This is a genomic window from Mesorhizobium sp. (assembly GCF_005063415.1).
GTDB lineage: Bacteria > Pseudomonadota > Alphaproteobacteria > Rhizobiales > Rhizobiaceae > Mesorhizobium.
This window is the reverse complement of the sequence record NZ_SUEG01000005.1, coordinates 70013-95915: the sequence shown is the minus strand read 5'-3', so window position 1 is coordinate 95915 and position 25903 is coordinate 70013. Positions and strand designations below refer to the sequence as shown.

General features: G+C 59.9%; 22 protein-coding genes and 2 pseudogenes. 12 read left to right on the top strand and 12 right to left on the bottom strand.

The genetic code is table 11. The features are described 5' to 3' along the window. The 3 genes and pseudogenes from E5W70_RS03125 to E5W70_RS03115 form a co-directional block, all read left to right on the top strand. Nucleotides 1-1130 (top strand): annotated as a pseudogene (locus E5W70_RS03125) (serine/threonine protein kinase); the annotation flags it as partial. A 108-nt stretch (nt 1131-1238) separates the two neighbouring features. Beyond that, nucleotides 1239-1649 (top strand): DUF1036 domain-containing protein, encoded by a 411-nt coding sequence (locus tag E5W70_RS03120; protein WP_292653962.1) that lies wholly within the window; start codon nt 1239-1241, stop codon nt 1647-1649. Then, complete coding sequence (locus E5W70_RS03115; RefSeq protein WP_292653961.1) at nt 1646-3979, top strand: M23 family metallopeptidase; 2334 nt, start codon at nt 1646-1648, stop codon at nt 3977-3979. Before E5W70_RS03120 ends, E5W70_RS03115 begins: the two co-directional genes overlap by 4 nt. A gap of 228 nt (nt 3980-4207) precedes the next feature. On the opposite strand, the gene E5W70_RS33060 is transcribed toward E5W70_RS03115, so the two are convergent. Further along, nucleotides 4208-5146, bottom strand: a complete 939-nt coding sequence (locus E5W70_RS33060; RefSeq protein ID WP_366509658.1) for an OmpA family protein — start codon at nt 5144-5146, stop codon at nt 4208-4210. A 33-nt stretch (nt 5147-5179) separates the two neighbouring features. Here E5W70_RS33060 and E5W70_RS03105 point away from each other — a divergent pair, with 33 nt between their 5' ends. Further along, complete coding sequence (locus E5W70_RS03105) at nt 5180-5527, top strand: hypothetical protein (protein ID WP_292653960.1); 348 nt, start codon at nt 5180-5182, stop codon at nt 5525-5527. Nucleotides 5528-6284: 757 nt separating this feature from the next. Here E5W70_RS03105 and E5W70_RS03100 read toward each other — a convergent pair. The 4 genes from E5W70_RS03100 to E5W70_RS03085 form a co-directional block, all read right to left on the bottom strand. After that, the gene (locus E5W70_RS03100; protein WP_292653959.1) at nt 6285-6548 is read right to left on the bottom strand and encodes a hypothetical protein; all 264 of its coding nucleotides are present in this window, start codon (nt 6546-6548) and stop codon (nt 6285-6287) included. Nucleotides 6549-6905: 357 nt separating this feature from the next. Further along, nucleotides 6906-8162 carry a caspase domain-containing protein gene (locus E5W70_RS03095; RefSeq protein WP_292653958.1) on the bottom strand — a complete coding sequence of 419 codons (1257 nt, stop codon included), beginning with the start codon at nt 8160-8162 and terminating at the stop codon, nt 6906-6908. Nucleotides 8163-8173: 11 nt separating this feature from the next. Next, on the bottom strand, nt 8174-9283 hold the full coding sequence (locus E5W70_RS03090) for an OmpA family protein (RefSeq protein ID WP_292653957.1): 1110 nt from the start codon (nt 9281-9283) through the stop codon (nt 8174-8176). A 567-nt stretch (nt 9284-9850) separates the two neighbouring features. After that, nucleotides 9851-11386 (bottom strand): FAD-dependent oxidoreductase, encoded by a 1536-nt coding sequence (locus tag E5W70_RS03085; RefSeq protein WP_292653956.1) that lies wholly within the window; start codon nt 11384-11386, stop codon nt 9851-9853. 872 nt (nt 11387-12258) lie between these two features. Between E5W70_RS03085 and E5W70_RS03080 the strand changes: the two genes are divergently transcribed. Continuing rightward, a complete protein-coding gene (locus E5W70_RS03080) occupies nt 12259-12714 on the top strand; it encodes a YidB family protein (RefSeq protein WP_366509659.1) in 456 nt (151 codons plus the stop codon). A 153-nt stretch (nt 12715-12867) separates the two neighbouring features. On the opposite strand, the pseudogene E5W70_RS03075 reads toward E5W70_RS03080, so the two are convergent. Together E5W70_RS03075 and E5W70_RS03070 are read right to left on the bottom strand one after the other, a co-directional pair. After that, nucleotides 12868-12957: pseudogene (locus E5W70_RS03075) on the bottom strand (KTSC domain-containing protein); the annotation flags it as partial. Nucleotides 12958-13079: 122 nt separating this feature from the next. Beyond that, nucleotides 13080-13367 carry a hypothetical protein gene (locus tag E5W70_RS03070; RefSeq protein ID WP_292653955.1) on the bottom strand — a complete coding sequence of 96 codons (288 nt, stop codon included), beginning with the start codon at nt 13365-13367 and terminating at the stop codon, nt 13080-13082. A gap of 241 nt (nt 13368-13608) precedes the next feature. On the opposite strand from E5W70_RS03070, the gene E5W70_RS03065 reads away from it, so the two are divergent. After that, nucleotides 13609-13836 carry a hypothetical protein gene (locus E5W70_RS03065; protein ID WP_292653954.1) on the top strand — a complete coding sequence of 76 codons (228 nt, stop codon included), beginning with the start codon at nt 13609-13611 and terminating at the stop codon, nt 13834-13836. Between the two features lie 388 nt (nt 13837-14224). Further along, nucleotides 14225-14521, top strand: a complete 297-nt coding sequence (locus tag E5W70_RS03060; protein ID WP_292653953.1) for a PRC-barrel domain containing protein — start codon at nt 14225-14227, stop codon at nt 14519-14521. A gap of 25 nt (nt 14522-14546) precedes the next feature. On the opposite strand, the gene E5W70_RS03055 is transcribed toward E5W70_RS03060, so the two are convergent. Together E5W70_RS03055 and E5W70_RS03050 are read right to left on the bottom strand one after the other, a co-directional pair. Further along, nucleotides 14547-14693: a hypothetical protein gene (locus tag E5W70_RS03055; RefSeq protein ID WP_366509656.1), complete on the bottom strand. Its 147-nt coding sequence runs from the start codon at nt 14691-14693 to the stop codon at nt 14547-14549. Next, the gene (locus E5W70_RS03050) at nt 14690-14932 is read right to left on the bottom strand and encodes a hypothetical protein (protein ID WP_292653968.1); all 243 of its coding nucleotides are present in this window, start codon (nt 14930-14932) and stop codon (nt 14690-14692) included. The genes E5W70_RS03055 and E5W70_RS03050 overlap by 4 nt, the downstream gene beginning before the upstream one ends. Before the next feature lie 819 nt (nt 14933-15751). On the opposite strand from E5W70_RS03050, the gene E5W70_RS33055 reads away from it, so the two are divergent. After that, the gene (locus tag E5W70_RS33055) at nt 15752-15997 is read left to right on the top strand and encodes a DUF982 domain-containing protein (protein WP_366509655.1); all 246 of its coding nucleotides are present in this window, start codon (nt 15752-15754) and stop codon (nt 15995-15997) included. 611 nt (nt 15998-16608) lie between these two features. Further along, nucleotides 16609-16863, top strand: a complete 255-nt coding sequence (locus E5W70_RS03045; RefSeq protein WP_292653952.1) for a DUF982 domain-containing protein — start codon at nt 16609-16611, stop codon at nt 16861-16863. A gap of 451 nt (nt 16864-17314) precedes the next feature. On the opposite strand, the gene E5W70_RS03040 is transcribed toward E5W70_RS03045, so the two are convergent. After that, nucleotides 17315-18388, bottom strand: coding sequence for an aminopeptidase (locus E5W70_RS03040; protein ID WP_292653951.1), 1074 nt, complete (start codon nt 18386-18388; stop codon nt 17315-17317). A 474-nt stretch (nt 18389-18862) separates the two neighbouring features. After that, nucleotides 18863-19945 carry a histidine kinase dimerization/phosphoacceptor domain -containing protein gene (locus E5W70_RS03035; protein ID WP_292653950.1) on the bottom strand — a complete coding sequence of 361 codons (1083 nt, stop codon included), beginning with the start codon at nt 19943-19945 and terminating at the stop codon, nt 18863-18865. 325 nt (nt 19946-20270) lie between these two features. On the opposite strand from E5W70_RS03035, the gene E5W70_RS03030 reads away from it, so the two are divergent. The 3 genes from E5W70_RS03030 (at nt 20271) to E5W70_RS03020 (ending at nt 24817) form a co-directional block, all read left to right on the top strand. Further along, nucleotides 20271-21662, top strand: coding sequence for a family 16 glycosylhydrolase (locus E5W70_RS03030; RefSeq protein WP_292653949.1), 1392 nt, complete (start codon nt 20271-20273; stop codon nt 21660-21662). A gap of 99 nt (nt 21663-21761) precedes the next feature. Further along, nucleotides 21762-23507: a type I secretion system permease/ATPase gene (locus E5W70_RS03025; protein WP_292653948.1), complete on the top strand. Its 1746-nt coding sequence runs from the start codon at nt 21762-21764 to the stop codon at nt 23505-23507. Next, complete coding sequence (locus tag E5W70_RS03020; protein WP_292653964.1) at nt 23507-24817, top strand: HlyD family type I secretion periplasmic adaptor subunit; 1311 nt, start codon at nt 23507-23509, stop codon at nt 24815-24817. The genes E5W70_RS03025 and E5W70_RS03020 overlap by 1 nt, the downstream gene beginning before the upstream one ends. A 133-nt stretch (nt 24818-24950) precedes the next feature. Here the strand turns inward: E5W70_RS03020 and nadE are convergent, their stop codons facing one another. Next, on the bottom strand, nt 24951-25799 hold the full coding sequence (gene nadE, locus E5W70_RS03015) for an ammonia-dependent NAD(+) synthetase (protein WP_292653947.1): 849 nt from the start codon (nt 25797-25799) through the stop codon (nt 24951-24953). Between the last annotated feature and the right edge of the window lie 104 nt (nt 25800-25903).

Here is a 25903-nt window from a genome sequence, read left to right as displayed (position 1 = left end):
CGCCTAAGATGCTCCCGCAAATGCAGGAAACGCAGCCGTCGGCAAGTGGGGCGCAACCGCCCGCGGAAAACGCAACGCCGTCAATTCAGCCCGATACGCCCTCGCCGCCTGCCAAGCTTGCTCCAGCCCTCCCGCCGGTCGAAAAGGCTGCGCCGCCGCCCGTAGCCCAACCAGACACCGCGGCGGGCCAAAAGCCTGCACAGCAGGCAAGCCAGCAGGCGGAGGCGAAACCGGCCGCGCCAGCTCCCGAACCGGCTGCAGGCCAGGCGGATGCGACGAGGGCAAAGGAGCAGCAGGCCGACCTGCCGCCGCCCAAACACCAGGCAAGCCGACCGGGGAAGGCGATACCAGCAGCGCCCATTCCCGAGGCGGCTGCACGCCAGGCGGATGAGACGAGCGCAGCAGGGCGGCAGGCCGACCTGCCCCCGGCCAGTCAACCAGAGCAGGCCACGGTCGCCCTGAACGTGCCCAAGCCGGAAGTTGCCCCGGTGATCGACGATATGGCGCAGCGTGTTTCGTGGGTTCGCGACTTCAGCGGTGGCGACTGTTTCTACGCCGCCGTGACGTCGATAACCGATAAGACCGCTGCCATCGAAGGATTTGGAACCGCGGTCCAGCCATTCGAGCAGATGCTGGCTGATTTCCAGGCAAAATTCCACGTTGAGCCGGACATCAACGTGCGCCTCATTGAGCCGAGCCAGTGCGAAGTCACCAATTTCCTGCGCTTTCTGGGGCAGACTGCTGGCGAAAAGCCGCAGCTCGTTCTCGATCGAACATCGGTGCCAAACGGTACGCCGATCAGCGGTACGCTGGTGACGCGTGGCGGGCTCATTTCCAGCGTGCTGCTGATCGACCACAAAGGCATGATGTTCAACCTCGATGACCGCATGGTCGTTCAATCGGACAAGGCTACCTTCAGCATCCCGATCGGTCTCGGCGCCGCCGACAGGGCTGCAGGCAAGGCCGTGCCGCAGATCATCATGGTGATCACCGGGCCCCAGGATATCCAGGCGGCCGCGTTCTCCACGCCAATGCCAGCCTCGCAGCTGTTGCCCAAAATTCTCGAGGAAATCGAGGCCAACGGATCCAAGTTCTCGACCAGTGCCAAGTATTTCCGGCTCGGCGGGTAGCATGGGCGTCCGATGGAACCACGTAGCTCGCGTTTGCCCCGCTCGTCTTCCGACCTGCCCTTAAAGCAGCATGGTCGGCTTCGAACCTTGCTTGCCTCGAGGGGCCGCATGAGGCTTGCGGTCGTTTCGGCCGCCGCGTTGCTGGCCGTGCTTTCCTGCAACGAAGCACGCGCTGAGTTCACGGTGTGCAATCAGACGCTCGACGTCGTCAACCTCGCCGTCGGCCAGGAGGTCGATAATGCCGACCAGACCGATGGCTGGTGGACCATCGGCGCAAATCAGTGCGTGAACGTCATCCGCGAGGAACTGACGAACCGCTACATCTACCTCTACGCCACTGACGTTTTCGGCCACGCAATCCTGACCGGATCGACCGAAATGTGCATTGAGCGGCGACGTTTCTCGATACGCGGCATCGACGAATGCTGGCAGCGCGGCCATATTGCCGCGCGATTTGTTGAAGTCGATACGCTTGAACAGGTGCGTTGGACGTTTTTCCTGACCGGAAGCAGTCCGTGACGCACGCTATCGACACCAGCTTCAAGGAGAAGAAGCAAGCACGCGCTGCCCTTCGCCGGGGCAGGTTTTGGCGCAGACTTCTTGCCGGCCTCGCCACGGTTTTCCTGTGTTCGATTGCCGCCGGCTTCTACCTCACCGCGGACTATTGGTCGTTTGGCGACGAAGACGAGGAGCTGCATGCGGTCGAAGGAGCCGACGATGTGCCGGCCGATGCCTCTGTTTATGTGCCTGCCATTATCGGCCTGGCGGGGGACCCGATGTGGATCACGCTCGCACCCGATTCCGGCGCCGCAACGAAAGGCCGCGTTGTTCCGCGTCCGGCCGAACTCGACCAGGCCGGGGTTTCGCCACAGATCGAGATTTTGTCCGACGTTATGCTTAGCGCCAGCGAGAAATTCATGACGACCATACCGTCGACGCAGGAGGATTTTGCATTCTTCCAGGCGCAACGAAAGACCGCCCCCGCAGCCCCCAGCGATCTGCAGAATAATCTTCAGCCATCTCCTGCCGCGGACGAACCCCCGCCTGCTGCCGATCAACAGGCCGAGGCCGATGACCCCGAGGCCGGCTGGGCTGAAACAATCGATGCAGGCGATGCAGCTCTTCCCGCGTTCCAGAAGACCCAGATCGAAAACAACACCAGCGTCGCGACTGTCACGAACGAATATCAGCGGTTCGAGGCGACGGAAGACACGTTCGTGAAGATCCTCAACGATCGCAGTTTGGATAGCGTTGCGCTCGATGCACATTTCTCGGCCGACGACGCCAAGCAGGCGGGCGTGGCGCTGAAGGCGCTCTTCGGCCGGAACGGCCTGGAGCCGGGCTATGTCGTGGCCATGCGTGGATACCGGCCGAACCGCGAGACGACAACGATGTCCCTCATGCAAGTGTCGATCTACGCCAAGAACGTCTTTGTCGGTACGCTGACGCGTAACGCCGCGGGCGTGTTCGTATCGGGGGTCGACCCTTGGGTACGCGAAGATCTGTTCAACTACTCGGGCGCGCCGGCGGAAGGCGGCCACAAAAGGCAGTATCGTCTGCTCGACGCGATCTACTCGACAGCGGCACGCAACAGCGTTCCGACCGGCGTGATCGGCGAAGCCATCATGTATCTGTCGAGAGGTCAGGATCTGGACGCCTTCGCAAGCGAGGACCAGCGTCTTGTGCTGATCTATTCGCAGACGCCGCGCGGCAAGGACGAAGGCGCCGGGCGGGTGCTGTATGTGGGTGTCCAGGGCACGACAAAAAGTCTCGACTGTTTCGTCTTCCAGCAGGGCGATGGCCAGTTTGCATGCGTGACAGGCGACGATCAGGTCCGCTCGCTGACGGTCACCAACGGCATGGTCACACCGGTCAATGGGGTCCTGACCTCGACCTTCGGGCCGCGCAAGCACCCAATTCTGGGCACCGTTCGCATTCACAAGGGCGTCGACTGGGCGGCGCCCGTCGGCACGCCGATCGCAGCCGCCTTCGATGGCGAAATCAGCTTCCAGGGCGATGGGGGCGGCTATGGCAATCTGGTCAAGATTTCGCACGGAAGCGGGCGCGAGACGCGCTATGCGCATATGCAGAAATTCGCAATCGTGGGCGGCGTCGGCACCAAGGTGAAGGCAGGCGACATCATCGGTTATATCGGCACCACCGGACTGTCGACCGGGCCGCACCTGCATTTCGAACTCTACCAGAATGGCGCGGCGATCAACCCGCTGGGCACCGTTACCGCGGTCGCTTCGGATTTTTCCGCCGTGGAAACGCTCACCGACCGCATCGTCCATGTCGAAAGTGGCGGCAGTGCCCGTGCCAAGAACCCAAATTCTTCAGCGACCGGCGCCGGCCAGTTCATCACCAAGACCTGGATCCGGATGATGAATACGTACCGCCCCGAACTTGCACGCACGCTCTCGACCGCCGACCTGCTTGCCCTGCGTTATGACGCCACGATCTCGCGCGAGATGGTTCGCAATCTGGCGCGAGAGGGCGAAGCCTATCTTCGGGCGCGCGGTCACCAGATCACAGCCGGCCGGCTCTATCTGTGCCATTTCCTCGGCATGGAGGGCGCGCATCAGGTGCTGTCGGCGTCGGGTTCGGCGGAGCTGAGCGCCGTGCTCGGGTCAGCCGTCATTCAGGCCAATCCCTTTCTCACCGGCAAGACCGCCAGCTATGTCGTGGACTGGGCCGAAAGGAAGATGGGTCGAAAGCTCAGCCCAGCCACGACCGCGGCGAGCCAGCAGACGACGACCACCACTGAGGTCCGGCAGACATCTCCCGAGTTCGCAAAGTATAAACAGGTGATCACGGCGATGCTGAGCTCCGTTCAGAATGCGCTTTGAGCCAGGGCATGGCGCGGGCAAGTCGCAGCCGATTCGGAGACGCAGACCGATTGGTTCCCCGGGTCGGCGATTTCCCAACCAAGGCGCTGCTTTTCGGCGCCGGTGTGGTGGTGGGCGGCGTACTGAAGGACCGACAGCGGGCATTCAAACGACTGCCCTGCCCGTGGCAATGCGAGTTGTGGTTCGGAAACTGCCGCACAGTTTTCCGGCGGCATGCGCCAGCGTTCGCTACTCGGTCTTTATGCGCATTTCCACGCGCCGATTGACAGCATCGTACGGGTTGGGGCTGCGCGGATGCGCTTCGCCCAGGCCGATCGGGTTGATGCGGGCAGCCTCAATGCCGCTTGATGTCAGGAAGGACGTCACAGATTGCGCCCGTCGCTGTGAGAGCCGCTCATTGTATTTTGCCGGACCGGAAGCGTCGGTGTAGCCCTCGACGACGAAGTGGAAAGTGCTCAGCCGGTTGTCCTTCAGGGCCTTGGCAAACTCCGTGAGCTCGGCGCGCGCGGTTGCGTCAAGTTCGGCCGAATCGAGCCCGAAATTGATCAGCATGTCGAGACTGGATTTGTCGGCGGGTCCGTCTTTTGCCTTGGTCTTGCTCTTGCACTGCTCCTCGGTGCCAACACAAATTCCACGCGACTTGCCAAGATCGGCCGCGCCGGCAAAAAACTTGACGATGTCTTCTGATTTCTGGACGGGGTCGGCGTAAACATGGGTCGAGAAAACCACGACCGCCAACACCAAGGGTGAACTGGCCCACCGCATAGCGGTTACTCCTGTTGAGCATCCGATATAACCAACCGTGAACATACCAAATTCCGAAGCAATTGTCTGCGGGAAATACCGAGCCGCGGCTGTGTCGCCGGTCATCACCCCGCCGCGAGTTGAGACTTGACCCGCGCCGCGCTGCAGGCTTGAGTGCCGATAGGCTCTCGATGAAAGCGTGGCGTCATGGCCAACGGGCTCCGATTCAAAACGGCACGAGATCTTTTCATAGCTTGTCCCGCCGCTGCCCGAGACATGCGAACCCTTCCAACCGAACAGCGTTCGATCGAGTTTTGCCGCGATCTCCTCGCCGGGCGCGTTCCCGAAGAGGCAATCACCTTTTGTGCCTACCTGCTGCCGGATCGGGCTGCGGTCTGGTGGGCTCATGAATGCCTTGGGCATCTAAGCGAGCTGCTCGATGAGACCGATCAAAAATTGCTCGCACTCGTCAGCAACTGGGTCAGCGAACCGGGCAGCGCCCACCATCGCGCCGCACTGGGCCAGGCAGCAGCAGCGCCGCCTACAACCCCGGGCGCCTGGATTGCCTTGGCTGCCGGATGGCGTGACAATGGCCTTGGTGCGGCCGGATCTGTCGGCCGCGCAGCAGAAGTGCCACCGGCCTTACAGCCGTTTCCTGCCGCCCATGCCGTCAATGCCGGAGTTCTGGCAGGGCTGGCGCGTGTCGCACTCGCGGACCGTTTTGCCGTTCTATCTGCCTTTGTCGAAATGGGCCTACAGATGGCCGAGATCGAGGCGCTGCACCAATCAGCGGACGCATACTAGTCTTTCATGTTCCCTGACAGGGCTGAAGGCGAGAGGGAACAACTGCTTGGCGCGAGTGTCCAAAGGAGTCGGATTGGCTGGAACTGCACAGGGCCGAGGGTGGAGCTCAGAGATGACGGTTGATCAGATTCTCATCCGCGGGTTGGCTACCGTCTTCCGTGTCTTCATCTCGGTGCTTGCCTCGGTCTAGAGGGCGGGCGTGGGGTGGATTGTGCGGGCCACCAGTCTCAGCCCTGGAAGATGAGGTGTAGCATATTCTGCTGCCCCTGCCTCGCAGCGATCTTGGTGATCTCGGCGGTCAGGTTTAGCGTCACTGATCGCGCAGCACCCCCTCCTCCTTGACCGCAGCCTCGAAGAGCCTCCTCCGGGTCACTGGCTCCTCGCATGCGTCGATGCAGGCTTGGACCGCCTTCTTCCACTTAGGTCCCTTTTGGTTCACTTCATGAGTTCCTCGCCGGATCCTCGAGTTGTTGCACCCGTTGGGTGACCCCAGGTCAGTCGGTCTTGACGTGGACCGGAGGGCAGAACCAATGGCGGCATAGGGCTGCTCGTGGCTCTCGTATCCGGTCCTTGCCTCCGCCGCTCAAGCTCCTCCTGAAGCGTCTGCGCCAGCGCGGTAAGGCCTGATGTCAGAGTGTCACCGCCTACAAACCTCAACAGCCTGCGCAGCTTTCGACTTTGGACGATAGTCTTCCAACTGATCACCTCTCGGAAACCGCGTTCTCTGGGCAGCGTTGCCGTGACGGCACATTTGAAATCAAGTCGATGTACGAAAGCGTACCGAAGGCTCGTCAGCCAGTTCCTGCTGCCGCTGGTCAAGCGCGGCTAGCAATACGGCAAAGTGCTCCGGCATTTCTCGATCGACTTCCAATCCTAGCCGCTTGCGCAACACCTGACGATTGCCTTCTGAACTGATCAATCGTCGGAAGGCTGTCCGTGCTCTTCGTGGTGGCGGCATCAGGTAGACCGGTAGACCCACGCTTTGTGCGAAAGTACACATATCGAGGCGAAACTCGCTCATTCCCAAAGCGTTCCAACGCAGCGAAACAATTCTTGGTAGAAATTCTGAGCGGAGTTGGTCACGTCAGCCTCTGTCCTGATCGAATGAGCGCAGAGCCTCCTCCTTCTTGGCATCAGCCATGAATGACGCAAAAGCGGACCACGAGGTCCCACTGACGGCCCACGCTTGGTCCACTTCATGAGTTCCTCGCTGCTGCCCGTGGGTTGCAGACGTGGTACGTTAGACCCCGCCCTAACGAGGACCGGAGGAACGATTTATGCGGTCACTCTTTGTCGGCTCGATCAATTTCATCAAGCAAAGGCTTGTGCTCATCCGGAAGCGGCCTGACCAGGAATTTTCGAACCGAAGGTCCAGATCTTACTTGCAGCCGCCTTGCGCCCACTTGGCCAGCGCCACCTTGAAGCGCGTCCCAAGTGGGTGTTGCAGGCGCAGCACGGAGATATCGTTGGCGGCGAAATTCTTCGCCTGTTCGCACAGCCGAACCTCATTCCACTCATGGCAGCCATTGCAGTGCTTGCCCTGCCATACCGATTTGTCGAGCCCTTCCACGGGAGTGAAGAGCGGCTTGCCCGTGATCAGCTCAGCGATACTCTTGCCGTCGATCTTTGGATCTCCAAAATCGACAGGTCGGTCGAAAAAGATCGGATCGTCCGAAGCCAGTTTCGGGATTTTCTGCCGCAGGACATTAAGCGCAAGCTGTGCCTCATTGTCGCCTGACGAATTTGCGGTGGCGTTGCGCCCATCGGAGCCGTCTTCGGCTTGTTGCGCAGCCGTCGCTTCGCCGACGATCAGCGGCGCGTTGAGATCGACTCTGTGCAAAACGACCTCGCTGGTCAGCGAGACATTGATCCACGGGCGCTGCTTGCCGGCGGTTGCTTTGAAGACACCGGCGGTGACCATGTTCATCGCGTCGGTGATGGAGACGTTCGAAGCCCCGATATGGGCAAGCAACGCGGACGTGAACGGCGAATGTTCGCTCGATCCGTCATAGGCGACCTGATTGGGACTGGTGGAAAACGCGACCAGCGTACCCGCACCGCCATTCTCGATCGGGATTTCGGCAAGCCCGCTTCTCGCTCCCTTGACGCCGGCGGCCTTTGCCAGCACTTCGGCCAGGGGATTGTCGCGACAGGCGTCGAGGAAAATCAGTCTTATGCTGGTCTCGCGCGACATTTGCCGCAAAACGAACTCGACAGGCACCGCCTCGAAATCAAGCGAGGTCTCGTCTTCCAATGCGGCATCGACCGGAAGCAGGTAGTTGCTGCCTGAAACCTGCAAACCGTGGCCGGCGTAAAAGAAAAGGGCAATGTCGGCGCCGCGCACCTGCTTTGCGAACTGCGCAATCGTCGTCTGAGTCTGCAATTTGGTCAGATCAAAACCAGAGACGACTTCAAAGTCCAACTTCTCGAGGCGGTCGGCAACAGCCTGCGCGTCGCGGACCGGGTTGGTCAGCGCCGGCGCATGCTGGTACTGGGAGTTGCCAAGGACCAGAGCAACACGGCGTTCCGCATTGGCCGCCGTCAATGTCAATAGCAGCGAGAGTGTCACCAGCCCGATCGCGCGCAGGGCACTGCCAAAACAGGCAATCAGATCGAAGCCCCACCGCCTGAACAAGAGGTCCTTCCTCAGTTGACGAGCTTGGTGGCGGAAAACTCGATCCGCCGGTTGAGCGCCTTGTTCTTCGGCGTATCGTTAGCCGCAACAGGCCGCTCCTCGCCATACCCGGTCGCCATGATCTGCGTTCGTGCAATACCCGCGGCAACGATGGCATCGGCAACGGCCTCGGCCCTGCGCTCCGACAGCAGCTTGTTGGCGGCAGGCGAACCATCGGAATCGGTATGGCCGGAAACCTCTACCTTGAGGCCGGGGCACTTGCCGACCACGCCAACCACCTCCGCCAGCAGCGGACGGCTTTGGTTGTCGAGCCGCGCGCTCGCCGACCGAAAGTAGATGGCCCCGGTGCGGGAGAGCACCGCGAACCGGTTGAGGCACTCCTCGTCGCTGAAGTTCGCTTTCGCGGCATCAGTGGCGACGGGTCCGACCTCGGCAGTACTTGCCGCGACTGTCTGCACGGCCGCGGGCTTGCTGCCGCCGGCGTTGAACACGAAATCGAACGATACCGAGGCGGTCGGAACAATGTTGGTCACATTGGCGGCCTGCTGCAGTTTGTCGACATTCGGCAGCAGTCCGAAGTCCTCGACATGCACTGCAACAGGCGTCTCCGAAGCGACGGAGACCATGCTGTCGCTGATCATGGTCACGACGACATTGGCCTCGAGATCCTTGTCGACCCCGTGCAGGTTGAGGCGGAATGGCAGCACTGCCTTCACCCTTCGCTTGGTCGCCAGGTCGGCAAATGCGGCAGGGTCCACTTTTGCGGTCAGTTCGGCGAACGGATACTTGAATGTCTCAAAGAAAAGGAACCGCATGCGGACATTGCGAAGGTCGACACCCGTGTCGACGGAGTTGAGGTCAAAGGTGATCTTGGCCTCACCCGTCGAAGAAAGAGTGCCGGCTATGTTTCTGATCTTGTTGGTTTCGACGATCGTGTTCTTCTTGACCGACTGATAGGTGAGCACGGAGGCCGTCGGGTCGAGTGTCCAGTTCGTCTGTGCATTAGCGCTTTCCAGCCCAGGCAACAACAGCACCGATAGCGCGACGATCAAGCCAAGGGTGTTTAGGGCGAACCAGGTTCTCGAGCCCGTTTTCCACCAGTCTCCGACGACTTCGAACATTGAACTCCCCACAGGACAACAGCCTTGCGTGTCGCAATCACGACCATGCCGTGCCAAGGAGAGCATAGAACAATTGTCGAGGCTTGGCGAGCATCGGCGAATCGACCGCGACGGTGTAAATTCCGCTCAGGTCCCGGGCTGTGGAAGTCCGGCAAAATGATGATGACGAACACTGGCTACGCAGCAGTCTTGTTGGCGGATATTGGAGCTGATTGAAGAAGTCGCTACAGCACCTGCCGCGTCTTTGAAGGCCGGTCACGTTGGACTAGCCCAACTGAGGGAAACGCCCCGCTTACTCCATCCTGCTTCTGCCGCGGACGCTAGGTCCGCCAAACAATGTGGAGGGCCTAGAGGGTTGAGCATCTGGTATCTAACAACGCCTATTTTTCAGTGCGCCATGGTTCCCCAAGCCTACCCGTCGTTGGCTTCGTTCGCGGCAAGCGCACGTCAAAACCGGAGTGATCGTCCTGCAGAAGATCACGCTTTACATGCCGCCTGCGCAGCGAAAAATGGGCCAAGCCATGAACGAGATTCGTCGGCCGTATGGCCGGGTGTGGGGCTTGCTTGCTAGCTTGTCATTTGGCGCTCCATTTCCACCTCGGCCTCCAGACTTTCAACGTCGCGAAAGATTGAGGCGACAGCCAGCGTGCGCCCTTCTCGTTTGAAGCGGAGCAGGCAATCTTTGGCAGCAATGTCGCCGTCCACCGCGATCTCCTCCCATCGCTCGGCGTGACCGACATAGTTGATGGGAACATCGTAATGCTGGCTCCAGAAGAATGGCACGGCCTCGAATTTCTCACGATGGCCGAGCATGTTGAGCGCCGCAGCTTGCCCCTGCCTCTCTGCAACCACCCAGTGCTCGACCCGAATGTTCTCGCCACTGTGAGGATCTGGCCACCGCGCAATGTCGCCGGCGGCGAATATGTCTGGTGCGCTCGTCTCCAGAAAGGCGTTCACGAGAACCCCGCGGTCAAGGATGAGCCCGGCCTTTTCCGCGAGGCCGATCCGCGGTCGCACGCCTATGCCGGCGACGACGAAGTCGGCAGCTAACGTGCCGCCGCTGCTGAGCTTCACCTTTTTGCCATCGATGCTGCTCGCCGTGTCCTGAAGATGGAAAACAACGCCGTTCTCCTCATGGATAGTGCGGATGAAGTCACCCATTTGCGGACCCAGGACCCGCTCCATGGGCCGCTTATCGGGCGCCACGACATGAACTTCGATCTTGCGCGAACGCAGGGCCGCTGCAGCTTCCAGCCCAATGAAACTGGCACCAATCACGACAGCGATATGCGCCGCGGTGGCTCGCTCAATGATCGCCTTGCAATCTGCGAACGAGCGCAATGCGTGAACATTTGACTGGTCTGCCCCGGGTATGGTCAAGCGAACCGGTTCGGCCCCGGTCGCAAGAAGTAGCTTGTCGTAAGGAGTCGAGGTCCCGTCCGCGAGTACAACCTCGCGAGAACGTACGTCGATCCGAGCGACATTCGCATTAAGACGCAGGTCGATATTATTCTTTGAGTAGAAGCTTTCGCCACGCAACGGAATCCAGTCCTCCGGTGCCTTGCCAGCGAGGTAGTCCTTGGAAAGGTTGGGGCGATCAACCGGCGGTGCTTCATCATTGCTGAGCATGACGATACTGCCTTGATAGTGTTCGCGCCGCAATTTTTCGGCCGCCGCGAAACCGGCTGCGCCGCCGCCGACGATGACGATCTTCTCCGGAACGGGGCCGGAGCCTCCATCGCGCGGCTTGGGTGCAGTCCGTTTGCGCTTCTCGCCCACGAATATCTGATCATCGCGTTGTTCCACCGACCAGCACGCGAGTGGACTGAAGGCAGGCGTTCGCAAGGCTTCGCCTGTATGCAAATCAAAGCACGCGTGATGCCACGGACACCGGACCGTGTCTTCCACCACAAGACCGTTGACGAGCGGCCCGCCGTAATGTGTGCAAGTCGCCCCGACGGCGAAGATCTCGGCCCCGCGGCGCACCAGCAGCACCTGCTCATTGCCGCAATGGCCGACCAGCTTTCCACCGTCGGGAAGATCGGCGAACGCGATGCCCTGGACCAGGTCTGGCCCGATCACTTTGGTATGGTCCTCAGCCATTTTTCTTCTCCTTGGGAATTATACAAAATCGCCTACTTGAGCGCGAGGCAAGAAAGTTGCGCGATTGAGCGAGGCGCTGGGCCTGAGCGAAGGATCGAGTCGGCCCGATGGCGTCGGAACATTAGCGCCCGATGCAAATTCGGCACCTAACTCAATCTGGTCACCGAATTCGGCACACGTCTTTCCCGAACGTTTTGATCCGCAGGCTCCAGAACATCTCCGATCTCACACAGTCAGACATTGCCGTATTGGAAAACATTCCGATTCAGAACAGGGACTATCAGGCCCACCAGGACATTCTGCGCGAGGGAGATCGACCCAGCCATTCATTTGTCGTTCTTGGACAGCCTGGTGGGGTCCACCAAGCTGACCGGCGAAGGCAAACGGCAGATCACGTCTTTTTTTGTTCCGGGAGATCTTCCCGATCTCCACGGAATGCATCTCTCTGTCATGGATTGCACCCTTCTCATCTCTCACGCGCGTCAGCCTGGGCTTCATGCGGACGAGCGGTCTCTGCGTCTTGTGCCGTGCGCGCGTCGTCGATCAGCGCCCGTGCGGCATCTGACGTGCGCTGCTCTCTGTCGTGTCTTTGCTTCTCGGTGGCCAAGCGGCGCTCTCCTATGCGTGGCCCGATCTGGGCGGATAGTGGTATCGCAGGCGGGTGTTCCACCCCAAGACAACAAAAAGCCCGCCGACCGAAGCCGACGGGCCAAGTGTGACCCGACAGCTGATCACGATTTGCTGTCTGGCCGGAGTACAAAGCACCAGCACGCGAAAGGGCCGAAAGTTCCGCAGATGCTGATATACGACAGGTTCGGGGCTAGGCCGGAATTCCGGTGGGAGACCCGAATCGTGGAACCTTTCAAAAGCGCATGACTTTGCCTTGTGGAAGGAGATGCGAAATGAGCCTTGACATAGGAAAGGTCGCCATAGCGTTGCTTGGCCTGCTTGCCTACAAGAACAGGGACAAGATCGGCGAGTTGATCGCTGGCAGGAAATCGACAGATCCCAACGCTAGCGCTGGCTCCCCCGGCGGCCTCGGCGACATCTTGGACCGTCTCAGAAATGTGGGTGCGGGCGATCAGGTAGATTCTTGGGTAGGAAAAGGATCCAACCGACCCGTTCGGCGCGAACAGGTCGAGAAAGCAATCGACCCGCAAACGTTGGACGATCTGGCCGAGCAAACCGGATTGTCCCACGACGAGCTTCTCGACCGGCTCACAAGAGAACTCCCCGACGCAGTGGACAAGCTCACTCCCGACGGCCAGTTGCCAGCGAGTAAAGGTCCAAATCTCCTGGACGAGGTCCCAAGGGCTGGTCGTACTTAGCGCCATCTCGCCACCGACAGGTAAGGTCATCCCGGGTCGCTTTCGCTCACAACCAGGCGGTTCGGAAATGGTTGCGAATGTGGTCGTTAAGTTCCGGCCCTTCGCGAACGCGGCTTTAAATGCCGCAAAGGTCTCCGGCGGCACTCCCTCGAACTCGTACCGCTTGCCGCTGGCGACGAACCACACCGAAAGGACCTTGCGCTCGGGATCGTATTCCGTTTTGCGAATCGAGGTAGAGGGCATAAGGAATCAACGAGCGGAAAAGCCGTCGCGTTCCTCGTCTTTGATGGCGGGGCGCAAAGACAGCCCGGCGACGCGACCGTCCCTCTAGTTCGGCGCCGGCGGCTGCCCGGGGCGGAAACCCTTCAGCGCCGCGGCGATGCCATCATCACCGATTGCTCGGGGGGATTGAGAATGCGCAGGGTGCCCGGCTCGTCGCCACCGACGCCGCAGATCGGTAGGATCTGGAAATCGCCTTGGAAAGGTTCCGTGTCGCCGTTGGCGAAGAGGTCGTATTCGGGGAAAAACCTCTTCAGGAAGGCGTCGACTTCGCGCAAGACCGGTTCGGACCGACGTCCCAACGGTGGCAGGATAATGAAACTGTCGACCTCATCGCCTACCGGCATGCCCGAAATATCGATGCCAGAATGCATCCCAGATCCCCAATGGATGTTCCATTTTCGTTAGATCATCAGATGGCCAAGTCAAGCCACGGCGAACGAAAAATCGCTGCACCATTCGCCGCGTGTATGTACCGTTCTCGTGAGTCAAGTTGTGGATTGTTCGATCCGTACCGAGCGAAATGCATTGTCAATTTTTAAATGACTCCTTGGGCCAGCGGAGTCATTGTCCGTTGTCGTTCCATTCACCTGTCGCCAGCTGAGGAGGCCCCAGATGATTGATCGCATGAGCATTGACCCTGCCCTTTACCCGACCGACTTGGAAGCCCTGAAATCCGTTTTCAGCCAGATATGCGAGGAAGGGCATGTCGAGCCCGGCTCACCGGCAGCTGAGAAGCTCGCAGCCGATCTTGTCCGGCTTTTCCAGAGTGGCATGAGTGATGAGAGCGTGCTGCTCATCGCGGCTCGGGCGCGTTTTCAGGCGGTCAAGCAGGCAGGCTGACCTATTTCGGTGGTTGCACTTGGTGCAAGGGAAACCACCGCCACCGACGCCCCCAAACCGGATCATCCTTCACGCCTTGGCCGATGTTTTCGATACCCTGTACCATTTCGTGTAGCGCGGCGGCGTATTTGGCGCAGGTAGACAGCAGAGCTTGGCGGCAACCAGGCTCCCCGGTACGCGTTGAGCAGTTGCTGGGTGGTTTAGGAGCGGCACTCCATAGTATCTGCTCTGCTCGACGCCCTGTCCCGCTCCCATGCGCGAGACGAGATTGGTAAGGCTGTCCCTGGCAAACGGGAATATTGTCGCCACGCCCTATCCTTTGAATGACGGTTCGGAACGGTTGATCCTGTCGGGGGTTACCTCAGTCCAACGGAGAGGAGACTCCACAATGGACCACACCGATCACGTACGGCTCACGAGTGCTGAACTGCGCCCTAACGTTATTGAAGGAGCGACCATCTATGGTCCCGACGATGAGGAAATCAGTTCGGTCGACCACATCCATGGAACCGGCGAGCATGCCCAAGTCGTCTTCGATGTTGGTGGGTTCCTCGGCATAGGCTCAAAGCGCGTGGCATTATATGCAACGCAGCTCGATTTCATGCGGGACGAAGACGGCACCGTGCATGCCGTCACACAAATGACCACCGACCAGTTGAAGGCCTTACCAGAGCACTTTGACTGATAGCGAGTCCAGGTCAGTCCTGCCGTCAGACCTTGTCGAGCGTGAAGGTCGAACCAAGCGCGAGCTCGTTCAGAGCATCGGGGGAGGCATCGACCTGATCGTCATGGCCATTCGCAAACGAACAGACCTCGTCGAGGGATGTTTCGTTCCAGCGGCCGCGCACGAGCTTCACGTTACCGGCCTCAGCCTGGCCGCATCTGCCTTGCCCGTCGAACCGGCGTTTTCCTTGCTGTTGAGCGTGATGGCGTCGATGCGGCCGAGCGACATATGAGCCTGCTGAGCAGCCGCCTGCAGGGCAGCCTCCTCGTCGGTGATCTCGATCGAGAAGAACGCGCTCTTGAGCCCCTGGGAGGCGGCGAAGCGACACTGCTGCAGGCTGAACGATGTTTTGCCGCCACCACTGTCGGACATGAGCCCGACCAGGTGCCGCGGCCCATGTCGCCGAGCGCGCTGGTGATCTCCGCAGGAATCCTGGAATGCGAGATCAAGCATCGCCGCTGGACTTGGCGGCCTTGGTGACCGCGTTCGGTAGAATGACGCCATGCTGCACCGAGGCGGCGCGCTCGTTCCCTTCCCTGGCAATCCATCCGTACATTCCTGACCGGTGCGGCGCAGCACCGACCAATTTTGTACGATTGTTACGCACCATTGCTGCCGGTCATGGCGAGAGTATGATCCCCTTCGGCGTCTCCCTGGGAGGCTGACGAGCGTCGTGCAAAGACTCAGTCCAGTTCTAGAGCAAGTAATCCTCGCAATCATCAATAGGGCGAACCGCCGTGACACTGTCTCGATCAAATCGGCACTAGACGAAGTTCGGGAGTCTGCGCCTTATTTGCTGGCATCTGACGACGAACTAACCGAGGCGATTGTCGAGGCAGCAACTGCCATGGGCCTGTTCGTGTGTTTCGACGGTCGGTGCAGTCCGCCAATCGAGCCAAGGTAGCATCACTTCTAACAAACATTCCTGACGCCTAATGCAACCATTCCCTGACCTGCGAGTTGCGCGACAGGCGGGGAACCTCGGCCGACATGAAAAAGCGCGACAAAACTGGGCATAGGTCCCTTGCAGACGCCGTTCGGGAGTTGATCGGAACCGAAGACAATCGTCGTCATGTACAGAACCTGTTTGGGCCAGTCGAAACAGAGCTAACACCAACCCTGGCTTCATTGCTTGAGGCGATTGGGAAGGCCAGAGACGACGAAACTCCATAGCCGCCCTACATTCCCCTCATGGCAACCCATTGGTTCGTCCCCCCGGTGTTCGTAAGGACTGAAGCCGGTGACAGGCATAGCTGCAACAACGCGAGGGCAGCCCTTGAGCAGCTAAAGACGTGGACCCGTAGAGGACCTCGCTGGCACAAGGCGGTGACCCTTTGCCTGTCAGCCTTGGAGGGCGATCCCGTTGACCTTCACGTGGTACGAAAGGCGTTTGAGGCTGCCGCTAAGGAGGCCATGATGTACCTCTCCCCTGAGTAGGCGGTGTCATGGCGACCCATTGGTTCTCCCCTCCGGTGTACGTCAAGACCGACCGACCTGGGATGACCTACGGGTGCAACAGTGTCGAAGGTGCCGCTGAGGAACTCCTGAAGTGGACCAACATGGGACCTAAGTGGCGGAAGGCTGTGCAAGTGTGCGTCGACACAATGGAAGACCGGGTGACCCTGAGGAGGCTCGTAAGGCCTTCGAAGCTGCTGCCAAGGAGGAAGGGGTCCTTACGCCTTCTGATTAGGGTTCAAAGCCTCCCTGCAGTCCAAACCTTCGCCTCTATCGCGCGTGCCTCTCAGAGGAACTCCATCGCCTGGGACGGATAGGCATTGTATACCGCAGCCTTCGGCCTCATCCCGTTTGACGCTATCGCTGCCACAACCAACCGCCGACAAGCGAAATGGCAAGGGCGACACTTACCGGCAGGTGATGCATACCTGCCCGCCTACCGAGCGCTTCGACACCGGTCGATGAACGTTTGGAGATCGTCCTATCATGGCCTCGAACATGCTTAATGAATAGTGAAGCATCCCCGGTAGCCTTTTTGAGCTAGCGCTAAGAATTGTTCGAGTCTAGCCTGTGTGCTCGGTTTGGAGAGTGTCATGCCTGCTAGGCGTTTTAGAAAGCCTGTCGTCGTTCAGCCAGGCCGCATCGATCGTGACAAAGTTGTTGCCTCGGTATCGGAGGCCGCCGAAATATTGCTGAGGGAATGGCCCCAGCCAGCGAGCAAGTCGCGGCTCACGGCAATCGAAGCGTGCCTTGCGGTCATCCGCGGCGAAAAGCCACCAAGAATAGCGCGCCAGGCATTTCTAAACGCTGCCAAAGAGGCCAAAATACTGCTTGGTGAGGAAATCTAAGATTACAGCCAAGTACGCACCATTCGTGGTGAATCGCGGAGCGTTCCCGGGATCAGCGATTTTGGTGCCCGGCAGAACAGGCTCTCAATTATCCGACCAACCTGTTTGGCTTCAACTCAGCGCACCGACCGAGCTACGCGAAATAGAAGTGCCCCTGCCTGGTGGTCTCCAGGCATATGTTACCGATCGCGCAGAACAAGGCTGGAAGGCCGAACCGATTGTCCGCAGGATGAAGCCCTCCCCTGGCAGCGGAAAGTGGCTTCCCACTGCATATCCGATTTTAGGTCGATATTTGCTGCGCAGAATAATTCGCCAGTCCGGCCGAGCGACCGGGCCGGGTGGAGAAACACTGCCCTCGCGCCTTAGCGTCCCACGATAGCTGCGCATCCGGTCGAAACCTCCCAGTCAGTTCACGCCCAAATAAAGAAATGTCAGTGGACCGATTCGGGCGTCAGCTTTGAATGGCTCCATAACACGCGTCTGCCCCCGCAAGCGCTTTCGCACGGCGAGCTTTGTCCAACGCGCCAAGCCTTTGAACCGATGCATAGAACCGTGGATAGTCGCCCGAACACAAGTCGAACAAGCGGAGAAAGGCCGGCACCCGATCGCTGTAGACGGAAGTCGCGGCGAGCTTTGCGTTGTTGATCGGAGCATCGAACCAGGCGTCGTATCCGCGGTATCCACCCCATCGCCTGTCGCGCATCTGTCGGTAGCGCGTCCTCAGCCGTTCGATCGCGGCCTTCTTCGAGGCCCGCTTCTGCTCAGAAGTACCATTGCCGTCATAGACATGCCTTAGCTCGTCCCGGGTCTGAGACACCAGCGCGAGAAATTCAGCTCTGCGCCTCCGATCAGCTTCGTAACGGCGCAATCCGGCAGTATCGCCGGTCGCGCGCAGCCATTTTCTCACACCGGTTGTTTCGACAGCGACAGCGAACGCTTCGTTGAACGCGGAATCGTCATGCACGTAGACGCGCTGGTGGGCCAGTTCGTGGAATACCAGCGCTGCAAGATACGTTTCATCTTGGGTGAGCATCGTGCTTAGCAGCGGGTCACTTGACCAGCCAAGCGTGGAATATGCAGTGATGCCCGTGACATAGACGTCGAGACCCTGTCTTTGAAGTCCGGCAGCGGTTTCAGTCGCAGACTTTTCGGAGAAATATCCCCGGTAGGGAACACAGCCGAAAACCGGAAAGCACCACGTTCGTGGCGCCAGCGAGAATTCCGGCGCGGCGAAGACGGCCCATGTCACGGAGTCGCGACCAACATCGACATAGCTGCGGTAGCTGTTGTTGTCGGGCAGCGCCAGTTCATCGGTAGCAAACTGTCGTATGGCGCTCGCCGATGCCATTCGGGCGCGCAATATCTCAGGGGTCGAAGGATCGTCGATCAGTTTTCCGACGTCTTGGCGCGCCGCCATGATCTGCACATGACCCTGCAAAGATTGCGCGTAGTAGGAAATAGTGGTGCAACTGGTCACCCCAGGCGTCAGGATAATCGTAGCAACCAATCGAACGAATGCACGCATCCCAGTTTGCCTACAGCACTGCTCTCATGTCCCGATGGCGCAATTCGCGGTTACCTCCGGCCACAACAGTCGGACCAGTTTGATGCTGTAGGTTAGACCTTCGTCCTCGGCAAGATTGAATGCGATGACTCGCTGCCGAATTGCCGGCCCGCGCGTGATGAGCGCGAAGGCGTCAGGTGCCCCCGCCGTCCCCGAGGGTCGCGGTCTACAAAACTAGGTCAGTCGCCGAGCCGTGCCTTGCGTCCGATCGCGGTTATCGCGGGCGCCTCCAGTGGGATCGGGCGAGCCGCTGCAGGCGCATTCGCAGCAAAGGGTTGTGACGTGTTCTCGTGAGCCGTGAGCCGGCGCGTGCCGAGTTGGCGACGTCCGATTGCTGGCGGCTCGGAGCGCGTGTCGGGCGCCCTATTTGCAGGCACCTGCTCAAAGCCGCGACATGAAGCCAGCCGCCAGCCTGCTATGTTCGACGGCAATCGTTCAGCTTGCTGCCGCCGACCGTGTGAAAACGATGGTCACCTTCGTCCCTTTGTTGGCGCTGGACTCGACGGCTAGCTGCGCCTTGGCGTTCTCGGTCAGCGATCGCGCGATCAGCGCTCCGAGCTTGCCTGGCTTGGGCCACATCTCGCCTTCCGGCAGGCCGATTCCGTCGTCCGCCACTATAACCCGGCAGCCGTCGCCATCCACGACGCTGTGCAGCGTTATCGTACCGCCGTCGCGCCCCCGGAACGCATGCTTTAGTGAATTGGTCAGCAATTCGTTCACGACCAGTCCCGCCGGCATGGCGACGTTTATTGAGACCGGATATGTATCCACCTTCATATCCAGCCGGATCCCCTCGACTGCATGCGAGCTCATCACCGCGGACGCGATCTGGCTGAGATACACACCAAGGTCGACCTCCTCCTTCGGCTCGTCGGCCGTTAGCGTCTGGTAGAGGATCGCCAAAGCGTCGACGCGACCGGCGAGCCGCTCAAACCGTCTCCGGTCGGCCTCGGTAGCGTTGCGGCTTTCCAGCCGGATCAGTGCGGTGATCATCTGCAGGTTGTTCTTCACCCTGTGCTGCAGTTCGCGAAGCAGTGTGTCTTTCTCACTGACCCGTTCCTCGGCCGAGCGCTGATCTCCCGCCTCGCCGTGAGCCGATACGTCGACCAGGGCCACCAGCCGGAAGCAAACCTTGCCGTTGTCGTCCTCTATCTCGTTGGAATAAACGTCGACGATCGCGGATTTGTGCTCGCCGCGCTCCAGCCTGAAGGTGCCGACCAAATCGGTTCCCTCGACTACGGCCTCGGCCAGCAGCCTGTCCTTTTGCTGATGGAGGCCTGTGCCTAAAAGGGCCCCCCAGTTTTCTCGGGTGAGCCTCGCGGCTGTCAGGCCTGACAGTTTCTCGAATTCCGGATTTGCGTAGACCACGCGCTCCTCACCGGCAAGGTCCGAAACGGCTATGGCGATCGGCACCTGGTCGAGGAATTTCTTGAACTGTTCGCTTTCCAGTGCGGTTGCAAGGTCAGGTGTATCAAGCAACTGCTCGACCGCCGCAGCCTTCTCTGAATCCGATGTCATTTGCGCGCCTGTTCTGTGCGGATAATATCAACATTGCGGCGCGCCTGCCATCGCCAAAACTGGAGCTGCATCTCACATGTCGCGTCACGCATCTGACAACAGGCCTTGCGTCGCGTAACGGCCGCACATCTAACATTGCGACCGGCCGAAGTAGAGCGGCAAGGGCCGACGCAATCCTGGTGCCCTGGAAGGGTTGAGGCGCCTGCTCCGTTGCATTAAGCTTTTGGTAACTCTCCTAAGTCGAGACCTAAATGGTACTGGCTCCTTTTGCCTGCTTAGGTGTTAGGCGTGATATCGAGGCGAGAAAGAGGAGAAAGGGACCAAAATGGCCAGCGTACTGAACGCCAAGGGTGTTCCACTCGCCTACAGCGGGTCGTCAGTGAAGTGGTATTCGGCGACGAATTCCGGCCCGACACTTTATGGCAGCATCTACAACGACTCGATGTACGCCGACGGCGGGGTCACCGTCACAATGTATGGCGGTAAGGGCGATGACATCTACTATCTGTATTCCTCCAAAAACAAGGCGTTCGAGCTGCCCAACGAGGGTGTCCACACCATCTCGACCTGGATGAGCTACAAGCTCCCGGCCAATTTCGAGAATCTGACGGTCACCGGCGACAAACACTATGCTTTCGGAAATGAGCTAAACAACATCATTACCGGCGGCTCCGGCCAACAGACGCTCGACGGCGTCCGGGGCGACGACGTTCTCAAGGGTGGGTCCGGGGCCGACATTTTTGTCGTGACCCCCGGGAATGGCAGTGACCTGATCCTCGACTTTGGCGCCGACGACACCGCGCGCGTCGGAAGCTACGGCTTCACCTCCTTCGAGGAAGTGCACGCCAACATGGTGCAGACGGGAGCGAATGTCCGCCTCAACCTGTCCGATAACGAGTTTCTCGTGTTCGCCAACAAGACCATCGACCAGTTCACCCCAGGCCAGTTCGATCTGGCCCTGGACAGGTCGCATCTGGAACTCACCTTCTCGGACGAGTTCAACGCACTGGACCTGTGGAATGGCTCGAGCGGCACATGGGATTCGAACTTCTGGTGGGGCGCCGCGAACGGCAGCTCGCTCACGAGTAACAAGGAGCTTCAATGGTATATCGACAGCAACTACGCTCCGACGCGTTCCGTTAGCCCCTTCAGCATTGAGGACGGTGTTCTCACGATTACCGCCGCCCAGGCTCCCGCCGCCATCCAGCCCTACATAAACAATTACAAGTACACGTCAGGTTTGCTGACGACCTATGAATCCTTCGCGCAGACCTACGGCTATTTCGAAATTCGGGCTGACATGCCCGAAAAGCAAGGTGTGTGGCCGGCCTTCTGGCTTCTTCCCGCAGACGGCTCCTGGCCACCGGAACTGGATGTCGTGGAGATGCTCGGTCAGGATCCTAACAAGCTCATTCTGACAAGCCATTCGAACGAGACGGGAACTCATACGACAGTGTCCTCGACGGCCTATGCCGCGGATACCGAAGGGTTCCACACCTACGGCGTGCTGTGGACAGAAGACGAACTCGTCTGGTATTTCGATGATGTGGAAGTTGCCCGTGCCGCAACGCCTTCCGACATGCACGACCCAATGTATATGCTGGTCGATCTGGCGGTCGGTGGCCTCGCGGGGGCGCCTGCCGACGGGCTTGCGACACCTGCGGAGATGCAGATCGACTACATCCACGCCTACGCGCTGAACGATTGGCTTATCTAGGCGCAACACCTGACGGCGGCGGTATGTAGACGTTGTCATCGAGCCTGATTTCGGGCACGATCCTTGCGCCTGGACCGAACTGGAACCGATGTGAAGGCGATGTCGCATTCCCATTCGTCCGAGCCGCCGCGAACAACGCTCGCTGCGGTTTTGGCTTCTTTCCGCCGCGCGATCGCTGGAATTGCCCTGATGAGCGGCGTCGTCAATGTTCTGGCGCTGACCGGATCGTTCTTCATGCTGCAGGTCTATGATCGGGTCATACCCGGCCGCAGTGTGCCCACACTCGTCGGGCTGACCGTATTTGCGGGCACGCTATTCATTTTTCAAGGCGTTCTTGAGCTTGTCCGGTCGCGGTTGCTTGTGCGCATCGGGATGGCCTTGGACGCGCGATTAAGTGGGCAAGTCTATACCGCCCTTATGCGTTTGCCGTTGCGCACCAAGCTCCCAGGCGACGGCCTCCAGTCGTTGCGGGATCTTGACCAGGTGCGTTCGTTTCTGTCGAGCACTGGTCCGACAGCGCTTTTCGACCTACCCTGGATGCCGCTGTATCTGACAATTTGCTTCCTGTTCCATTTCTGGATCGGCATGACGGCGCTGGCCGGCGCCATCGTTCTCGCCGGCCTGACTCTGCTTGCCGAAGTTCGCACGAGGGAGCCTGCGAAGAGGGCAAACAGCCAGGCGGCGGCGCGCAATACGCTTGCGGAGGCGACGCGTCGCAACGCAGAGGTTCTGCAGGCGATGGGCTTTGGCGCGCGCATCGCCGAGCGCTGGTCAGGCGTCAACGCCGATTATCTCAACACCAACGCAACAGCCAGCGACCTGGCTGGGACGCTCGGGACGATCTCGAAGGTCCTGCGCATGATGCTGCAGTCGGGTATACTGGCGATCGGCGCCTATCTGGTCATCCATCAGCAAGCAACAGCCGGTATTATGATCGCCAGTTCGATTATGATGAGCCGGGCGCTCGCACCGGTCGAACTGGCTATCGCCCATTGGAAGGGTTTTGTCAGTGCTCGCCAGGCATGGACCCGGCTGAGCCAGCTTTTGGCCATGCTTCCCCAAACCGCCACGAGTGTCTCGCTGCCCGCGCCGGTATCTGCTCTTGCCGTCGAAAGCATCAGCGTCACGCCACCCGGCGAGCGCCGTGCAGTTGTGCAGGATGTCGGGTTCGCGCTAGAAAAGGGCGCCGGCCTTGGCGTCGTCGGACCGAGCGCGTCTGGAAAATCTTCACTTGTCCGGGCAATAGCCGGAATATGGCTCCCGATCCGTGGAACGGTCAGGCTCGATGGCGCGACCCTCGACCAATGGTCATTGGAAGAGCTAGGCAACCATGTTGGCTATCTGCCGCAGGATGTGCAGCTGTTTGATGGCACCATTGCCGAGAACATCGCGCGCTTCGAACCTCGCCCGCCGTCTCACAAGATACTGGCGGCTGCGCGAGCCGCCGGCGTTCACGATCTCGTCGTCCATCTGCCTGAAGGTTACGAAACTCGCATCGGCGAGGCTGGGGCGGCGCTTTCGGCGGGCCAGAGACAGCGAATTGCGCTCGCACGAGCCCTCTACGGCGATCCGTTCCTCGTGATCCTGGACGAGCCCAATTCCAACCTCGATGCCGAAGGGGAGGCCGCGCTGGCAGCGGCAATTGAGGGCGTGCGGGCGCGAGGCGGTATTGCTGTGGTGGTTGCACATCGGCCGAGCGCGCTCGCAAGCCTGGATCAGGTCCTTGTCATGGCAAACGGCCGTGTCCAGGCATTTGGCCCCAAAAATGAGGTCCTGGGCAAGGTAACCCGCCCGGGAGGCGTTCCTCTGAAGGTCGTCTCCGGCCCTGAGGAGGCAACACAGTGATGACGCAACATGCGGCATCCGCGATCGACCGGTCCATTCGACGCTATCTGTTCGGTGGGGTCGCGGTGTGCGTGCTTCTGGTTGGTGGGGCGGGAAGCCTGGCGGCGGTCACAGAGCTTTCCGGAGCGGTCATTGCCTCGGGAAGGCTGGTTGTCGATTCCAGCGTTAAAAAGGTGCAGCATCCAACGGGAGGCGTGGTCGGTCAAATCCTCGTTCGAGAAGGCGATGTTGTGAAGGCGGGCCAGGTCTTGATCCGTCTCGATGAAACCGTCACCCGGGCCGATTTAGCCATCGTCACCAAGAGCCTGGACGAATTCGAGGCCCGGCTGGCCCGCCTCGAAGCCGAGCGCGATGGCAGCGACGCCGTCGCCTTTCCAGCTTCGCTGCGCTCGCGACAGGGCGATCCTGAGATCCGGCGGGCAATGGCCGGCGAGCAGTCCTTGTTCGAATTTCGTCGCCAGGCACGCGCTGGCCAGAAGGCTCAGTTGGAAGAGCGCATTGCTCAGCTCAGCGAGGAGGTTTCCGGTCTGACCGAGCAAAGGGATGCTAAAAGCCAGGAAATCAAGTTGATCGGGCTTGAGCTCGACGGGATGCGCAAACTCTGGCACCGCAAGCTGGTTTCAATCGATCGCATAACGACGCTTGAACGTGATGCAGTCCGGCTTGAAGGCGAGCATGGCAATCTGACTGCGGCAATCGCGCAATCGAAGGGTCATACGTCCGAAATCCGTTTGCAGATTATTCAGATCGACCAGGATTTGCGCAGCGAGGTGGCAACCGAACTCCGTGACGTCCAGGCAAAGCTCGCCGAGTTGGTTGAGCAAAAGGTCTCTGCCGAAGATCAACTCAGGCGTATCGATATACGCAGCCCGCAAACTGGCGTCGTCCATCAGCTTGGCGTGCATACGGTCGGCGGCGTCATATCTGCCGGAGAGCTCATCATGCAGATTGTCCCTGTGACAGACGACTTGACCGTGGAAGCGCGTGTGGCCCCGCAAGATATCGATCAGCTGACACCAAGGCAGAGCGCAACCTTGCGGCTTTCGGCCTTCAACCAGCGGATAACGCCTGAGCTAAATGGTGTAGTCAGTGAGATCTCCCCCGATCTCAGCATCGATGAGCGAAGCGGCACGAGCTTCTATACCGTGCGGGTCACACTGCCGCGCACAGAGCTTACGCGGCTGAAAGGCCTGACCTTGGCGCCCGGCATGCCTGTCGAGGTGTTCTTCTCGACCGGCAGCCGGACAATGCTGTCTTACCTCGTGAAACCTTTGGAAGATCAAATCCAGCGGGCATTCAGGGAGGAGTGAGTTCGCGCGCCGGCCTCGGCCATACGTGCCGACACTCTCGACCGCATGACCGCGTGCGGAGCTGAAAGAGCAACGCATCGCTCCAGCGGAAGTTCAGGCTGCGGCAAGCCGTCGGTCGCGTATGTTGAGACAACTATTGCCGATGCGCCACTGTCGAACTCGTCATGGCAATCGGTGTGACCGGAAGCGCTCGCTTATGGGCTGTGCTGGAATGCGCGTGAAGTATGCGCGTGCGCGCCGCTTCGTTGATCTCCCGGCCTTCCAGGAAGTCGTCAATCTGATCGTATGTGAGACCATATGCATTTTCGTCAGGCCGAAGCGGGACGAGGTTCTCCAGGTCGGCGGTCGGGATCTTGTCAACAAGTTCAGGCGGAGCGCCCAGATACGCTGCCAAGGCGCGAACCCTGCGTTTGTTCAACCCGGAAAGAGGAAGAATGTCGGCGGCACCGTCACCGAATTTGGTGAAGAAACCCATCAAGGCCTCAGCCGCATGGTCGGTGCCGATGACCAGCCCGCGCGTGGCGCCGGCGAGCGCGAACTGGGCGATCATGCGTTGACGCGCCTTTATGTTGCCAAGCAAGAAATCCTCGCGGCCGGCATCGCCGAGCTCGACCCCAGCGAGCCTGATCGCATCCAGCATCGCGTCGGCAGCCGGCTTGATGTCGACCCGCTGCACTTCGTCCGCCGCTATGGTGTCCAAGGCCCGCTGGGCATCATGCTCGTCTGCCTGGGTGCCGTACGGGAGACGAACGGCCAGGAATCTGGCGTCGTATCCTGTCATTCGCAGTTCCTCGACGGCGCGTTGAGCCAGAAGGGCGGCGGCGAGTGAATCCACTCCGCCGCTGATGCCCAGCACATAGGTGCTTAGGCCGGATGCACGCAGATAGGTGCTGAGAAACTCCACGCGCCGGCGCGCTTCCAGCGCGACGTCGAAGCTCGCAGTGACGCCCAAGGCTTCGATAATCATTTCCTGGTCCGTCATGCGCAGAGGTGCTCCCGATGTCACAATATTCCGTCCAGTCGCGCGGCCACGAGGTGGACGGTGGTCACTGTCTCGACCTGCATGCCGAAGCGGCTCTCATTGAT

What these genes read in the sequence shown, in the direction of transcription:
- E5W70_RS03065 (WP_292653954.1), top strand. Translation starts at nt 13,609, where the DNA reads ATGATTGATCGCATGAGCATTGACCCTGCCCTTTACCCGACCGACTTG.
- E5W70_RS03040 (WP_292653951.1), bottom strand. Translation starts at nt 18,388, where the DNA reads ATGCGTGCATTCGTTCGATTGGTTGCTACGATTATCCTGACGCCTGGG.
- nadE (WP_292653947.1), bottom strand. Translation starts at nt 25,799, where the DNA reads ATGACGGACCAGGAAATGATTATCGAAGCCTTGGGCGTCACTGCGAGC.
- E5W70_RS03085 (WP_292653956.1), bottom strand. Translation starts at nt 11,386, where the DNA reads ATGGCTGAGGACCATACCAAAGTGATCGGGCCAGACCTGGTCCAGGGC.
- E5W70_RS03025 (WP_292653948.1), top strand. Translation starts at nt 21,762, where the DNA reads ATGTCGCATTCCCATTCGTCCGAGCCGCCGCGAACAACGCTCGCTGCG.
- E5W70_RS33060 (WP_366509658.1), bottom strand. Translation starts at nt 5,146, where the DNA reads ATGCCCAAGGCATTCATGAGCCCACCAGACCGCAGCCCGATCCGGCAG.
- E5W70_RS03050 (WP_292653968.1), bottom strand. Translation starts at nt 14,932, where the DNA reads ATGTCCGACAGTGGTGGCGGCAAAACATCGTTCAGCCTGCAGCAGTGT.
- E5W70_RS03100 (WP_292653959.1), bottom strand. Translation starts at nt 6,548, where the DNA reads ATGAGCGAGTTTCGCCTCGATATGTGTACTTTCGCACAAAGCGTGGGT.
- E5W70_RS03060 (WP_292653953.1), top strand. Translation starts at nt 14,225, where the DNA reads ATGGACCACACCGATCACGTACGGCTCACGAGTGCTGAACTGCGCCCT.
- E5W70_RS03070 (WP_292653955.1), bottom strand. Translation starts at nt 13,367, where the DNA reads ATGCATTCTGGCATCGATATTTCGGGCATGCCGGTAGGCGATGAGGTC.
- E5W70_RS03035 (WP_292653950.1), bottom strand. Translation starts at nt 19,945, where the DNA reads ATGACATCGGATTCAGAGAAGGCTGCGGCGGTCGAGCAGTTGCTTGAT.
- E5W70_RS03030 (WP_292653949.1), top strand. Translation starts at nt 20,271, where the DNA reads ATGGCCAGCGTACTGAACGCCAAGGGTGTTCCACTCGCCTACAGCGGG.
- E5W70_RS33055 (WP_366509655.1), top strand. Translation starts at nt 15,752, where the DNA reads ATGGCAACCCATTGGTTCGTCCCCCCGGTGTTCGTAAGGACTGAAGCC.
- E5W70_RS03045 (WP_292653952.1), top strand. Translation starts at nt 16,609, where the DNA reads ATGCCTGCTAGGCGTTTTAGAAAGCCTGTCGTCGTTCAGCCAGGCCGC.
- E5W70_RS03090 (WP_292653957.1), bottom strand. Translation starts at nt 9,283, where the DNA reads ATGTTCGAAGTCGTCGGAGACTGGTGGAAAACGGGCTCGAGAACCTGG.
- E5W70_RS03020 (WP_292653964.1), top strand. Translation starts at nt 23,507, where the DNA reads ATGACGCAACATGCGGCATCCGCGATCGACCGGTCCATTCGACGCTAT.
- E5W70_RS03120 (WP_292653962.1), top strand. Translation starts at nt 1,239, where the DNA reads ATGAGGCTTGCGGTCGTTTCGGCCGCCGCGTTGCTGGCCGTGCTTTCC.
- E5W70_RS03080 (WP_366509659.1), top strand. Translation starts at nt 12,259, where the DNA reads ATGACTTTGCCTTGTGGAAGGAGATGCGAAATGAGCCTTGACATAGGA.